This window comes from Vibrio splendidus, assembly GCF_003345295.1.
GTDB classification, from domain to species: domain Bacteria; phylum Pseudomonadota; class Gammaproteobacteria; order Enterobacterales; family Vibrionaceae; genus Vibrio; species Vibrio splendidus_K.
This window is the reverse complement of record NZ_CP031056.1, coordinates 1,846,119-1,859,533: the sequence shown is the minus strand read 5'-3', so window position 1 is coordinate 1,859,533 and position 13,415 is coordinate 1,846,119. Positions and strand designations below refer to the sequence as shown.

The following is a 13,415-nucleotide window of genomic DNA, read 5'->3' as shown; positions in this document are numbered from 1 at the left end:
AAGCTCTAGGTTCTCGTTCTATGCTTTAAGAACCAAGAACCAAGAACCAAGAACCAAGAACTAAAGCGCTTGTCCGTTAACCGACAATCTCACATTAATGTTGCCACGAACTGCATTTGAATATGGGCAGACTTGGTGCGCCGTTTTCACAAGCGTCACAGCTTGTTCCTGATCTAAATCGAGTTCAACGGCTAGTGAAACGGTTAAAGCAAAGCCACCATTCTCATTTGGACCAATGCCTACCGTTGCGGTTGTTGGCGCTGATGCGATCTTAATCTTCATCTCTTTCGCTACATGAAGCAACGCGTTTGAGAAGCACGCAGAATAGCCCGCAGCAAATAGCTGTTCTGGGTTGGTCGCTTCACCTGAACCGCCCATCTCTTTAGGGTAGCTCAATGCCACTGAGAGTAGATTGTCATCAGTTGATACTTGGCCATTACGACCTGCCGTTGCTGTTGCAGAAGTTGTGTAGAGTGTTGTCATTGTTTTAGTCCTTATTTGAATTGTGTAAAATTAAATTGCACACAACTTAATTTTAAAGCTAGCTTAATTGATAAAATTTGAGCGCGCAAGTATATTGTGCACAATTTAATTTATTGGTGAGGTGATCATGAGCGACCAAGATGACTATCTAAAGCTGGATAATCAGGTGTGTTTTGCGTTGTATAGTGCGTCGAATGCAATGAGTAGGGCGTATCAACCTTTACTGAAAGCGCTTGATCTTACTTACTTGCAGTACATTGTGATGATGGTGCTTTGGGAAGAAAAAGAGATAAATGTCAAAGCGCTAGGCGCAAAAACGCATTTAGATTCAGGGACGTTGACGCCATTACTCAAGCGTTTGGAAGCGAAAGGTTATGTGCTTAGAACTCGCAGTGCTGAAGATGAACGAGTTCGGGTTATTACGCTGACACCTGCCGGGGTAGAGCTCAAAGAGCAAGCGCAAACCGTGCCAGTTGAAATGCTGTGTCTTTCTCAGATGAATGAAGATGAGCTTAAATCGCTAAAAGCACAGTGTGAGCAATTGCTTGGTAATTTGACCAAATGAGAGAGGGCTTTTAGTTCTCGGCAATGATAATCAGAAAATGAAAAGCCCATAAGCCTTTACTACTAATTAGCGGTCATTGCTAATCCAGAGTAATGCTCACGGGCTTTTTTGGTATCGACTACCGTTGAAATGGTCACTAGATATTGTATTAGTTTGAGAATTAACCCATAAACCAAGAGATAAAAATCAACGCACCAAAACCAAATGTTGCGATAAGTGCCGTGTCACCACCGGCTGCGGTATAGCTGCCTTGAGTCTGTAGGTGAGGAAAGTCTGGCCTACGAACTTTAACCACCATTGCAAGTGGTCCCCAGATAGCTAAGAACACCAACACCATCCCCGCGTAATCCAACATGCTCACGAATTGGCTAGCGAATAACTCAGCTAATACCAAAGGTAGAACGAAGGTTAGGGCATAAGCCAATGCTTTGTTGCTGGTGACTGCATCTTTGTTTTGGTCGTACATCGCCATAGACACACCAAGGAAAGAGGTTACCAATGCCAATACTGAGAACAGCGCAATCACTACTTTCAGCCAAGAAGACTGCCCGCTAAACGCCGAGATCAGTTCTGAAATGTTATGGAATTGGCTGATAGCGTCTGTACCAAGGTTGCCAATAATCGCGAATAACCAAGTGAGGTAGCAGATTAGTGGAATCACAGAGCCTAGCAGAATCATATTGCGGATCTGCTTTTGAGTCGCTTCTCGGTTGTATATAACCAGTGACGGAATCACCACCATAGAGGCAAAGCTGGTAAAGATAACCGCGCTGTACTGCACCACGTCATTAGCTGTGTATTTGCTAGCTTGAGTCAGGTAATCAAGGCGAATGTTGCTAAACAAAGAGGCGATAACGATAAGCAGCATCACCACCATCGTGATGAATAAACCGCGATTTAGTTTGTCGATATACGACTTACCCGCCACCACAATCACACCCATTAATAGGCTGAAAACGGTATAAGCAGCGGATGCAGAGATGTCTACGCCGACATCGAGCAGTAGCTTATGAATGATGTCGCCGACACCCAAGATATAAGCGATGAGCATGCACACCAACAGCAAGTAAAAGAGTGCATTGATAAAGTGTTTACCTTTGCTGCCCAAAGTCAGGTAAGCAACACTGCTCATTCCACTGTTGTCTTTGGTTTTGGTGCACGCTTCTGCGAGGAGGAGTGCTGAGTAGGTGGTGCCAATAAAGATAAGCAGCATAAGCACTGAGCTGATCATGAAGCCAAATTGGGCCAACACCATGGGAATGGCAAGCATACCAGCCCCTAATGCAGTTCCTGAAAGAATCAAAGAACTGCCGAATAATTTCATATTCAAAAAAACAACCTCTAGCGATCCAAATAATTTTTCTTTGGATTGTAAATAATTGTTTCCAAGACTAACAAAATACTCATTAGAGTTAGGGATTAAATTCTAATAATTTTTGAAATTTTCTAAAAAAATTGCAAATGCATCTCTTTGAATGATTGGTTGTCGTTGCTTGTATTTTTCTTGTGATTGTATTTATCGATCGATTAACGTTTATAAATTGCTTGGCAATTCAAGTTCGAGCGGATTCGACCATAAAATGGAGCTTGAATATTTGTAGAATTGGCCTCGATTTGTACTTATCTGATTAATCTTAGCTCTCTCACTTTATCTTGAATGAGGTTTTGGACGAGTTGCGTCAGAAACTGAATTCGAGGGTGGTTCGCGTTGCGTTTTAAAGTCACCATATCGATATCAAAGTCAGGGATATCAATCGGCGGGTCGCATAACACCAAGTCATCGTCAATTAACTCAGAACGACCGACCATCTCGGCCATTACAGCCAACAGATTTCTTCCTGAAAGCATCCTACGAATCGTTAGAAAACGGGTCGTCCCAAGTACCACATTTCGTTTTACTCCCATTTTTTCCAATGTGCTGTCGACTTGGCTGGTTAACTCTTGATTCGCCGTAATGATCATTTGCGGTGTGTCTAAGTAGGTGTCTAGCGGAATTGGAAGTTTGGTATTCAATATCTTGTTATCAAAGGTACACAGGTGTTTTTCTCGGTAAAGAAAGGTGGTGTTGAGGTGGTTTGGTAGCTCCTGAAATACGCCAATGCATAAGTCAGTATCTTGATCTTCGAGTAACGTTACGCAATTTGCACTGTCGACAGGCTTGAGCAGAACCTTACTTTGAGGAGCAAGTTTCTGAAGCGTGTCGAAAATGTCTGGGCCAAAGATCTGCTCTGCATAATCACTGACGCCAATGATGAACTGACCTGTGTAGTTTTGTGGCTCAAATTGCTCAGCAGGTAAAATATCTTGTGTGAAAATCGACAAAATTTGCTGAACTTTTGGGGCGACTTCATGTGCTCTCACGGTCGGCTGCATTTTATTGCCTTGCCTTTCAAACAGAGGGTCACCCAATAACTCACGGAGCCGCTTGAGGTTATAACTGGTGGCTGGCTGTCCCAAGTGCAGTTCTTTTGAGGCTGCAGAAACACTCTTTAAACGAAAAAGTGCATCAAAAGTCAGCAGTAGGTTGAGGTCGATTCCACGCCAATTAAGATCTTTCACAGCAATACTCGCATCTGGTAGAGGTAACACAAAAGAATTCAAGTTATCAATCTGACTAATAACTTGGATTGATTTGTTCAATTTTATCGATGTTGGTCAGCAAAATATACTCAACTTAATCAAGAAATCCTAGCTAACTTAAGGGACAAGTGGATGTTGAGTGACAAATTGAAAGGCTTTTTAAAACAACTGAGCGCACTGTCGATTAGGCGCTTCTCAACAAACAGTGAGCATATTGAGTCTCAGGGTGTGTTTGTTTGCCGCGAAGGGGCTGCTCATGACAGTCATCGCTATATTGAAAGTGCGATTGCGAATGGGGCGGTTGCCATTATTGCAACAAAACCTGTTTCAGCATCGGTGCCTGTGTTGGTGACTGGAAGTCATTACCAAAGCTTGTTGCTTATTAAGGCTTTTTATCGATACCCACATAAGAAGATTAATCACATTGGTATTACCGGAACAAATGGAAAAACGACCGTTGCTCATGGTTTGAATCAGATCCTCAAGCACAAGCAACGGAGCGCCTACATTGGAACGCTCGGTGTGGAGTTCGCGGGCAAGAAACAAGAGCTGAGTAATACCACACCAGACGGTGTCACTCTGTTGAACTTATTTAAGGATATGGCTGAAGCGCAGGTCACGGATAACGTTATGGAGTTAAGCAGTCATGCATTGGTGCAAGACAGAGCCGGATTTGTACCGTTGTCTGTTGGGGTGATCACCAATATTGGCCGTGACCACCTTGATTATCACAGAACGGTTGATGGCTATGTTCAGGCGAAGCTTCAGATTTTAGATCGAATTCAACCCAATGGTTTTGCGGTGATCAACCTAGATGATGCGCATGCCAATGTTGCGATAGAACGAGCAAGCAGCCGAGTGAATGTTGTGACATTCTCAATGCACAATCCAGAGGCGGATATTTATGTTGAACAACTGAAGGTTGAGCAATTTGGCGCTACTTTTATTCTCAATAATCAAGGTAGAAAGGAGCCTGTTTTTAGCCAACTTCCCTTTCAGTTTAATGTCGAGAATGCCTTAGCGATGGCAGCAACCCTGTTGACATTGAAGTGGTCGTTATCGGACATCGCAAACGCGCTGAATGGTGTTGTTGCACCTGACGGGCGTTCAAAGTATCTATCGCTAGACAATGGCGCTTTGGCTTTAGTGGATTATGCACATAACTTTGATGGCCTTTCGGCTCTCTACCAAGGCATTCACTCTCAGTTGGCTAAGCGAGTGATAACGGTCGTCGGTGTTACGGGCGACCGAATACGGGATGCAGCTGACATTGGGAAGTTATGCGCTACCCATTCTGATGTTGTTATTTTCACCTCAGACAACCCACTTGGCGAAATGCAGGAGGATATTTTCCGTGCATTAACTTCGCAAGTGAGTAGTACGCTTTGCTATGAAATCAGTGATCGCCATGAGGCGATTCAGGTCGCTAAGCAATTGAGTCGAAGGGGCGATCTTATCTTGGTTTGCGGTAAAGGCTCGGAAACTCATCAATACATCACGACTAATCAAGTGGGTCGACAATGTTATATCGGCGATGTTGCGGCACTGACTTTGGAGGAGACGCTATGAGTCAGGTCTTTGTAGTGAAGTTCAGAGTCATCTCATATTTTGTTGTGGTAGCAAAGACGAAAATGAAGTTTAAAGCGAAGCTTCGATGGCGGTTAGCGTTGGCTTGGTTAACGTTAGCAGGGATCAGTGCACCAAGCTTGGCGGTGGTAACGCCCAATCCGCCAGAGTTGCCCGCCAACGGTTATGTTTTAATGGACTTTCAATCAGGCACCATCATTGCAAAGCAAAACTCACGCGCGATCTTAGCGCCCGCCAGTTTGACGAAGTTGATGACGGCTTATGTGATTGGACAAGAGATTAAGTCCGGTAGATTGACATGGCAGGATAAAGTCTCGGTCAGTGAAAATGCGTGGTCGGCAAAATTTTCAGAGTCATCCAAGATGTTTATTCAGCCTGGAGACGAGATTTCGGTCTCGAACCTCATGAAAGGGGTGATCATTCAGTCGGGTAATGATGCTTCTGTCGCTTTGGCCGAACACATCGCGGGAAGTGAGCAAGCTTTTGTTAGCCTAATGAATGGTTGGGCGAAATCGCTTGGGCTGCAAGATACTAACTTTGTGAATGCGCATGGCTTAGATGGCGAAGGCATCCAAACTTCTCCGCTTGATATGGCGATTTTGATGCGGTCGATCATCAAGGATGTACCAGACGTTTATGCGTTATACCAAGAGCGTCTATTCAAATGGAATGAGATCACTCAATACAATCGAAACAAACTGCTTTGGGACAAGTCCATTAACGTCGATGGTGGTAAAACGGGTTACACCGAGAATGCTGGCTACAGCTTAGTCAGCTCTGCGACGGAAGGTAAGATGCGGTTGATATCGGTCGTGATGGGTACCAATAGCCCGCAAGCACGAACCACGGCTTCAAAGAACCTACTGAGTTATGGATTTCGTTTCTACGATACCAAACAAGTGATGCAGCAGAATCAAGTCGAATCTCAGGTGCGAGTGTGGAAGGGGGATATCGAACAAGTTAGTGCCAAGATAGCCGAAGATGCGTACCTGACTATGCCTAGAGGGTTAGTCGATTCGCTGAAAAAATCTGTGGTAATGATTGATCCGCTTATTGCGCCTGTTGAGCAGGGATCTGAGGTGGGCAAAGTCGTCTGGAAGAGCAACGGTACTAAGGTGGCAAGTTACGCTTTAGTCGCAGATCAAACTGTAGAACAAGGCTCTTGGATGGTGCGACTTTGGGACAGCGTCAAACTTTGGTTCGGTGGGCTATTCTCTGACTTGATGGGTCGGATTGAGGTGAACGAATGATCACTGAAATGAGCACGACTCCAATGTGGCGCAACCGAGATTATATACGCCTGCTGTCTGCGCAGATTATCTCTTTGGTCGGCACGGGCATGAGCTCTATCTGTTTAGCGTTGCTCGCTTATGAACTGTCGGGTGATGACGCAGGTATGGTGCTGAGTATTGCTTTCGCGTTGAAGATGTTTGCGTACATTGGATTAGCCCCGGTATTTGGTGCTATCGCACATAAGTTACCGAAAAGACGGACTTTGGTCGCGCTCGATTTGATTAGGGCGTTGCTATTTGTATGCTTGCCGTTTGTCACTGAAGTGTGGGAAGTCTATGTGTTGATGTTTCTTATCAATGCATGTTCGGCGGGGTTTACGCCGTTGTTTCAATCCACGTTGCCGTTGGTGTTGGTGGATAAAACACAGTATGCGAAAGCACTGTCGTTCAGCCGAATGGCTTACGATCTTGAACAGATCTTTAGTCCAATGCTGACGGCCTTATTGCTGAGCTTAATTGGTTTTAGGCAGCTGTTCATGCTTGATGCTGCTACTTTTTTGCTGTCTGGGGTTTTGATCTTGCTGTGCACACTTCCGAATATGAAACGAGTAACTGAGTCAGCTTATAAAACTCAGGAACTTAGTGTGATACAAGGGCTGCGCAATTATTTGAACAAACCTAAATTGAGAGCTTTATGGTTTGCGTATCTGGCAGCGGCCAGTGCTTCTGCGATGGTGCTGGTGAATACGGTTATCTATGTGCATGAAGTGCTGCATGGTGACGAAACGCAAACCGCATTAGCGATGATGGTTGTTGGCTTGGGTTCTATGTTGATGGCGCTTCGGTTACCTAAGTGGCTAGAAAATCATTCTCCTCAACATTTCCACTGGATAGGTTTACTGACAATTTGTGCCTCTTTTGTGGTGGGTAGCTTCACGCCTGGTTGGGTCGGCTTTGGCGTAATGTGTTTAGCCATGGGAGTAGGGATGTCTTGTATTCAAACTTCCGCAGGCCTATTGATCACCCAAGCGTGCGAGGGAGAAGACACCGCCCCGTATTTTGCAGTGCACTTCTCTTTAACGCATTTCTGGTGGTTGTTCACTTATTTGATCGCGGGGGTGAGCGTGAAATTCTTTGGTGTGAGCGCGGGTTATCTCATCATGGGTGGGGTATGTGTTGTGAGTTGTTTGATGTATGCCTCTATCAAAGATGCAGCACTTAGAAATGGTTTGTCGTAAATGGAAAGATCCGTTGTCGTAGATACCACTCGGTAGTTTGGCGTTTCGCTCTTATTATCCTCACACCAATTATGTGGGGGTGTTATGTACCGTTTTCTATTTTGTAGTTTTACGCTTGTTCTCTTGTATCCAACGGCTATTGATTTGTATTTAGTTGGGTTGCCTCAAATTGCCGCGGACCTAAATGCGTCTGAGGCTCAGCTTCATGCCGCGTTCTCTATTTATCTCGCAGGAATGGCAACCACCATGTTGTTTGCTGGTAAATTTGCCGACAGTGTAGGAAGAAAACCGGTCGCTATTTTCGGTGCGATTGTCTTTGCTACCTCTTCGATGTTCGGCGGTGTTGTGACCAGTGCAGAACCATTTCTTCTCGTGCGTTTCTTTCAAGGTGTGGGTGCTGGCTCTTGTTATGTGGTGGCGTTCGCTATCTTGCGAGATGTATTGGATGACCAAAAACGCGCTAAGGTGCTGTCGATGATGAATGGCATTACCTGCATCGTACCAGTGCTTGCGCCTGTGATTGGCCACTTAATCATGACGGTTTACCCGTGGCCGAGCTTGTTCACGACCATGGCGAGCATGGGTGTGGTGGTGTGTTTGTTGTCGGTGCTCGTGCTAAAAGAGACTAAACCTAAAGTTATAGGGTCGGTGTTAGCGAAAGCTTCTTTATCTGAGACATTTCAACCAACTTCAACTGAAACGTTCAAAGACCCGTTGTTTATCAGCCGAGTGATCATGACCAGCCTAGGAGTGACCGCAATTCTCACTTATGTGAATGTCTCTCCACTGTTGATCATGACAGAGCTTGGCTTCGACCGAGGTCAGTATTCTTACACTATGGCGTTAACCGCATTGGTGAGTATGTTGGTGTCATTCTCTGCACCATTTGCTTTGAATGTGTTTAAGCAAAAGAACTTAATGCTGACTTCACAAGTTTGCTTTGTCGTTGCGGCTATCTCGTTGCTCGCATCGATTGATGGTGGGTTAGGGCATTACGTGACGTTGTTGGGCTTTGCTTTTGTGTGCGGCGGCTTCTCATTGGGTTTTGGTGTCGCGATGAGCCAAGCATTGAGCTGTTATTCACAGCGCGCAGGTGTGGCAAGTTCAATACTCGGAGTTTCCCAAGTATGTACTTCAGCACTGTTTATCTGGTTTATGGGCGTTATCGGGCTAAGTGCATTGAATATGTTGGCATTTATATTGGCTGCTGGTGGAGTTATCAGTATTGCTCTAATACTATGGGTAGGTCCTTCCCAAGTTAAAAGTGATTATGAAGAAGCCACTAGCCCGTCTTGATCTGAATTTGTTATTCACTCTGCAATTGCTGTTGCAAGAGCAGAGTGTTTCAAAAGCTGCCAAAAAGCTCAACGTCACGCCTTCTACGGTGAGTAAATCACTTACCAAGCTTAGAGATTGGTTTGATGATCCTTTGTTTGTGAAAACGCCAAGGGGATTAACGCCAACGCCACTTGCACTGAGCATGGTAAAAGATCTTCAAGACTGGCTGCAGATTGGAAGCCAAATACTCACTACTCGTGGTGACGAAGCGCCAAAAGATGTGCGTTTAAATTTAGAAGCCGAATCTCCGTTATCGTTGATCATGCTGAACGAATTGACGCAAAGCGTGTATCAACGTTATCCCAATGCTAAGATCAAAATGCGCAATTGGGACTACGATTCGATAGATTCCATCGTACGTGGCGAATCTGATATTGGATTTTCAGGGCGAGAAAGCCACCCACGTTCGAAAGAGTCTCTAGATGCACTGCCATACTTCATTGATTTCGAGGTGCTGTTCCACGATTTGCCCGTGGTGTATTTGAGAAAAGACCACCCAGCCTTGCAAGAAGAGTGGAACCTTGAGGCTTTCCTCAAATACCCTCACATCAATATTGTGTGGGAGAAAAGTGAAACATGGGCGTTGGATGAAATTCTCACAGATTTGCAACTCGACCGACATATCGCACTTACGCTAGCGGGTTTTGAGCAGTCTTTGTTTATGGCGGCTCAGTCAAACCACACCATGACTACCGTGGCACCGAATTACTGCCGACGTTACGTTGAACAACTTCATCCTAATCTTACTTGTCTACCTATTCCTCTAGATGAAGAGAACGCCAAAAAGCTGCTGATCCCGTTCACCATGATTTGGCATAAACGCAATGCTTACAACCCAATCGTTCTATGGCTAAAAGACACGCTTAGAGAGCTTTACCAGTTTGAAGGGAAAAGTGTCTAACCTTGTGATGAGATTAAATGTGATTAGATGACCTGAAGGCTTGTACCGTTAATATTGATCGTTGATTGAAATAAGAATTCAGAGTTAGAAGCGAGCCCATCAGATGTTATCTGATGGGCTTTTTATTTTAAATCATACGGATAGGGTCAGAGCTTCTCAAATGAATACGGTTATTTCTTAATTGTTGATTCGATAAATAGTGTCAATATGAACGATTGTTCAAATTAACGCTTGAACGATCGTTCTAGTTTGATCTATATTGTTTTCACGCCAACGGAGAACAGTCATATATCACTCCGATTGTGAATCAAATTAGTATAAAGAATCGAAAGGAATAGAACATGAGCAACTTTAAAATTCACTCAGTAGAATCAGCACCAGAGCAAAGCAAACCCATTCTTGAAGGGGCTGTAAAACAGATGGGTCGAGTTCCTGGTCTTTTTGGGGTGATGGCTGAATCACCTAATACTCTCAAAGCTTACACGCAGCTTCATCAAGCATTTAGTGATTCGTCTTTTGATGCTGATGAGTTAACCGTGGTATGGCAAACCATAAATGTTGAGCACGAGTGCCACTACTGTGTTCCTGCTCATACTGGCATTGCACATTCAATGAAGGTTGATCCTGCAATCACCGAAGCACTTCGTAACCGTACTGCACTGCCAACTGAAAAACTGCAAGCATTGCACGACTTCACGTTAAGCATGGTACGTAATCGTGGTAATGTGCCAGCGGACGAAATGGGAGCCTTCTTTGCGGCGGGTTACGGTCAACAACAAGTGCTAGAAGTCATTCTAGGTTTGTCTCAGAAAGTGATCAGTAACTACGTAAACCGTGTTGCTGAAACGCCAGTAGACAAGGTGTTCGAACAGTTTGCTTGGCAAGGTTAATTCCCATTGAACTAAGTAAAGAGTAAGAATAATCAAAGCCCCACTCGGTTGAGTGGGGCTTTGTTGTTTTGGTCTTGATGGTAATTAGAAAGGTAACCTAACGTACGTGCTTAGCGATAATCTTGGCTAGTGTCACAACCCCTTCTTTCCACTCTTTGCTCTCTTCAATATTGGCGACAGTGAAGCGCAAGCAGTGTTTATATTGGTCATTCGTCCCAAACACAGTACCGGGTAAAATCCCTAACTTGTGCTTTAAACAATCTTGGTAGACGGCATAACTATCGACCGACTCAGGCAATGTTATCCAGTTTAAAAAAGAGCCTTCTGGCTTCGATAAATGATAACGCCCTTCCATATGAGGATAGCTGTCCAATGCTTGTATTAACAAGCTTTGAAACTGCTTTTGATTGGTTTGATAGAGTCGTTTCATTTTGGACAGGTGACTGCGGTATTTGCCTGTGGTGAGAAACTGTCCGACCGCCGATTGCATGAGATTGGAACTGCCCATGTTGTCGCAAAGTAGATATTTTTCGACTTGAGCTTGGTAACGCCCCGAGAGTAACCAACCAATTCGTAGGCGAGAGTCTAAGGTTTTGGATAGAGAGTTCACGTAGATAACTCTATCTTGGTCATCAAGCTCTTTGAGGCTAGCGATTGGTGTATCGAACGCCAAGCTACCGAACACATCGTCTTCGATAATTGGTAAAGATCCGGTGATCTCCAGTAATGCTTTTCGATTCGCCAATGGCATTCTTGAGCCGGTTGGGTTAGTAAAGTTTGGTGTTAGCAGCAGCGTCTTCACTTCCCATTTGTCCAACGCACTCTGTAGTGATGGGATATCAATGCCATGGCTAACACTGCTTGGTATTTCAAGGGCTTGCAAGCCAAGTGATTCAAGTAAAAGTAGATTACCGAAGTAACAGGGCGACTCGACCGCCACGATGTCACCGGGCTTGGTGAGCGCACGTAATGCCAAACTGATCGCCTGTTGAGCACCATGAGTAATCGCAATCTCTTTCGATCCCGCGGGCACGCCTAGATCATGGGTGATCTTTAACAATTGCTTTACTAATTGCTCGTCGCCAGGAGGTAGTTGGTAGTAACCGGGTAACTGAGTTTGCAATCGACTGTGGCGACCGATCTCGGCGTATAAACTACGAATAGCGGGGTTGTTGATGTTGGGATGTGCAGAACCTGCTAAAAGCTTCAAGCGACCCTTTGGACGAGAGAGTACCGATTTGGTGACAGATAAGAGGTCCACTTTTTGAGGTTGGCTTGGTGTATCCCAACTTGTTGTATTGGGCGCTTTGACACGATAACCCGACTTGGGGACCGAATAAACCCAGCCTGTAGCCTCCAGTTCTTGATAAGCACGAATCACGGTGTTTTTGCTCACGCCAAGCTGTTCACTGAGCTGGCGAATTGAGGGAAGGCGATCATCTGGGTGGAATAATCCTTTATCAATCTGAGCCTTTATATGTTGTTCGGTAGCAAGGTATTTATTGCCGCTGAGTTCTACTTCCACGTTATTCTCCCTCGTTGCTCACTCTCAATCTGTAACCATTTAAAGTGTTATATCTGTATCTTTATTAGTTATCTGTACCCAACTAAGGTAACAGCATTGATGAAGAGTTGACCAGAGGTTTGTAATGCTGATTAAAATGATTCCGTTTGTGTTTGTAATATTGTGGTCGTCAGGTTTTGTCGGCGCACGTCTTGGTGTGGAATACGCGGAACCCGCAACATTACTCTCACTGAGGATGGTGGCTAACGTAGCGCTGTTCTTGGTTTTGATTGCAATCCTTAAGCGTCGTATCCCTCGTGGTCGCGCATTCTTCCATGCTTGTGTTGTCGGCATCTTGATTCATGGTTTCTACCTTGGTGGCACTTATCTGGCGATTGATATGGGTATGCCTGCAGGGTTGAGTTCTCTACTTGTTGGCTTACAACCGATTTTGACTGCCTTGATTATGATCAGCTGTACTTCACAGCGGTTTAACTTCGCACAATGGCTGGGTTTAGCCCTCGGCTTTGCGGGCATTAGCCTAGTGTTGATGGGAAATATTGAATGGCAATCAGATGATCAAAAGGGCATGGCGACGCTGTTGTGTTTGGTTTCGCTGGTGGGTATCACGGTAGGTACTTTGTACCAAAAGCGTTTCTGCAAAGGGACGGATATGGTCGGCGGCGCGATGGTGCAATACTTGGCTTCTGCAGCGTTGTTTCTACCGTTCGCAATGCGTTACGAAACTATGCAAGTGAACTGGACGGTAGAATTTACGTTAACGCTGATCTGGCTGGTGGTTGTGTTGTCCTGTATCGCAATACTGTTGCTACTGTACATGGTAGAGCATGGTGCATCTTCAAGTGTGGCATCGGTGTTTTACTTGGTTCCACCGACGACAGCAATTCAAGCGTGGCTTATCTTTGGTGAGTCGTTCGATATCTACGGCGCGACGGGCTTCGCTTTGTCTGCCGCTGCTGTTTATCTGGTGGTGAAGAAGCCAGAATGGATCAAGGCTCGCAGGCGAACAGCGTTAGAGCGGTAAGCGTATTTCATCAAAACTAACTGGGTTTAAAGCCGAGTGATAGAAACAAAAA

Annotated in this window: 12 protein-coding genes; 8 read left to right on the top strand and 4 right to left on the bottom strand. The window is 45.0% G+C overall.

The window, feature by feature from the left end; genetic code table 11:
- Positions 1–60 precede the first annotated feature (60 nt).
- Complete coding sequence (gene ohr / locus DUN60_RS23830; protein ID WP_114635671.1) at positions 61–483, bottom strand: organic hydroperoxide reductase Ohr; 423 nt, start codon at positions 481–483, stop codon at positions 61–63.
- 127 nt (positions 484–610) lie between these two features.
- Between ohr and ohrR the strand changes: the two genes are divergently transcribed.
- A complete protein-coding gene (gene ohrR, locus DUN60_RS23825; RefSeq protein WP_208638367.1) occupies positions 611–1,048 on the top strand; it encodes a transcriptional regulator OhrR in 438 nt (145 codons plus the stop codon).
- Positions 1,049–1,208: 160 nt separating this feature from the next.
- Here the strand turns inward: ohrR and DUN60_RS23820 are convergent, their stop codons facing one another.
- A complete protein-coding gene (locus DUN60_RS23820) occupies positions 1,209–2,372 on the bottom strand; it encodes an amino acid permease (RefSeq protein WP_114635669.1) in 1,164 nt (387 codons plus the stop codon).
- A 296-nt stretch (positions 2,373–2,668) separates the two neighbouring features.
- Positions 2,669–3,607 carry a LysR substrate-binding domain-containing protein gene (locus DUN60_RS23815; protein WP_167409386.1) on the bottom strand — a complete coding sequence of 313 codons (939 nt, stop codon included), beginning with the start codon at positions 3,605–3,607 and terminating at the stop codon, positions 2,669–2,671.
- A gap of 153 nt (positions 3,608–3,760) precedes the next feature.
- Here DUN60_RS23815 and DUN60_RS23810 point away from each other — a divergent pair, with 153 nt between their 5' ends.
- The 6 genes from DUN60_RS23810 (at position 3,761) to DUN60_RS23785 (ending at position 10,814) form a co-directional block, all read left to right on the top strand.
- On the top strand, positions 3,761–5,197 hold the full coding sequence (locus tag DUN60_RS23810) for a Mur ligase family protein (protein WP_114635667.1): 1,437 nt from the start codon (positions 3,761–3,763) through the stop codon (positions 5,195–5,197).
- 62 nt (positions 5,198–5,259) lie between these two features.
- Positions 5,260–6,465 carry a D-alanyl-D-alanine carboxypeptidase family protein gene (locus tag DUN60_RS23805; protein ID WP_114635781.1) on the top strand — a complete coding sequence of 402 codons (1,206 nt, stop codon included), beginning with the start codon at positions 5,260–5,262 and terminating at the stop codon, positions 6,463–6,465.
- The gene (locus DUN60_RS23800) at positions 6,462–7,685 is read left to right on the top strand and encodes an MFS transporter (RefSeq protein ID WP_114635666.1); all 1,224 of its coding nucleotides are present in this window, start codon (positions 6,462–6,464) and stop codon (positions 7,683–7,685) included. Before DUN60_RS23805 ends, DUN60_RS23800 begins: the two co-directional genes overlap by 4 nt.
- Before the next feature lie 84 nt (positions 7,686–7,769).
- On the top strand, positions 7,770–8,981 hold the full coding sequence (locus DUN60_RS23795) for an MFS transporter (protein WP_114635665.1): 1,212 nt from the start codon (positions 7,770–7,772) through the stop codon (positions 8,979–8,981).
- Complete coding sequence (gene yidZ, locus DUN60_RS23790; RefSeq protein ID WP_065206316.1) at positions 8,956–9,924, top strand: HTH-type transcriptional regulator YidZ; 969 nt, start codon at positions 8,956–8,958, stop codon at positions 9,922–9,924. The genes DUN60_RS23795 and yidZ overlap by 26 nt, the downstream gene beginning before the upstream one ends.
- A 341-nt stretch (positions 9,925–10,265) precedes the next feature.
- The gene (locus DUN60_RS23785; RefSeq protein WP_114635664.1) at positions 10,266–10,814 is read left to right on the top strand and encodes a carboxymuconolactone decarboxylase family protein; all 549 of its coding nucleotides are present in this window, start codon (positions 10,266–10,268) and stop codon (positions 10,812–10,814) included.
- A gap of 97 nt (positions 10,815–10,911) precedes the next feature.
- Here the strand turns inward: DUN60_RS23785 and DUN60_RS23780 are convergent, their stop codons facing one another.
- Entirely contained in the window at positions 10,912–12,339 is a 1,428-nt protein-coding gene (locus DUN60_RS23780; RefSeq protein ID WP_114635663.1) for an aminotransferase-like domain-containing protein, read from the bottom strand.
- A 124-nt stretch (positions 12,340–12,463) separates the two neighbouring features.
- Here DUN60_RS23780 and DUN60_RS23775 point away from each other — a divergent pair, with 124 nt between their 5' ends.
- Positions 12,464–13,363, top strand: coding sequence for a DMT family transporter (locus DUN60_RS23775; RefSeq protein WP_114635662.1), 900 nt, complete (start codon positions 12,464–12,466; stop codon positions 13,361–13,363).
- Positions 13,364–13,415: the final 52 nt, after the last annotated feature.

Coding starts and splice junctions, on each gene's coding strand:
- DUN60_RS23810 (WP_114635667.1), top strand. CDS start 3,761: ATGTTGAGTGACAAATTGAAAGGCTTTTTAAAACAACTGAGCGCACTG.
- ohrR (WP_208638367.1), top strand. CDS start 611: ATGAGCGACCAAGATGACTATCTAAAGCTGGATAATCAGGTGTGTTTT.
- DUN60_RS23795 (WP_114635665.1), top strand. CDS start 7,770: ATGTACCGTTTTCTATTTTGTAGTTTTACGCTTGTTCTCTTGTATCCA.
- DUN60_RS23775 (WP_114635662.1), top strand. CDS start 12,464: ATGCTGATTAAAATGATTCCGTTTGTGTTTGTAATATTGTGGTCGTCA.
- yidZ (WP_065206316.1), top strand. CDS start 8,956: ATGAAGAAGCCACTAGCCCGTCTTGATCTGAATTTGTTATTCACTCTG.
- DUN60_RS23800 (WP_114635666.1), top strand. CDS start 6,462: ATGATCACTGAAATGAGCACGACTCCAATGTGGCGCAACCGAGATTAT.
- DUN60_RS23820 (WP_114635669.1), bottom strand. CDS start 2,372: ATGAAATTATTCGGCAGTTCTTTGATTCTTTCAGGAACTGCATTAGGG.
- ohr (WP_114635671.1), bottom strand. CDS start 483: ATGACAACACTCTACACAACTTCTGCAACAGCAACGGCAGGTCGTAAT.
- DUN60_RS23805 (WP_114635781.1), top strand. CDS start 5,260: ATGAAGTTTAAAGCGAAGCTTCGATGGCGGTTAGCGTTGGCTTGGTTA.
- DUN60_RS23785 (WP_114635664.1), top strand. CDS start 10,266: ATGAGCAACTTTAAAATTCACTCAGTAGAATCAGCACCAGAGCAAAGC.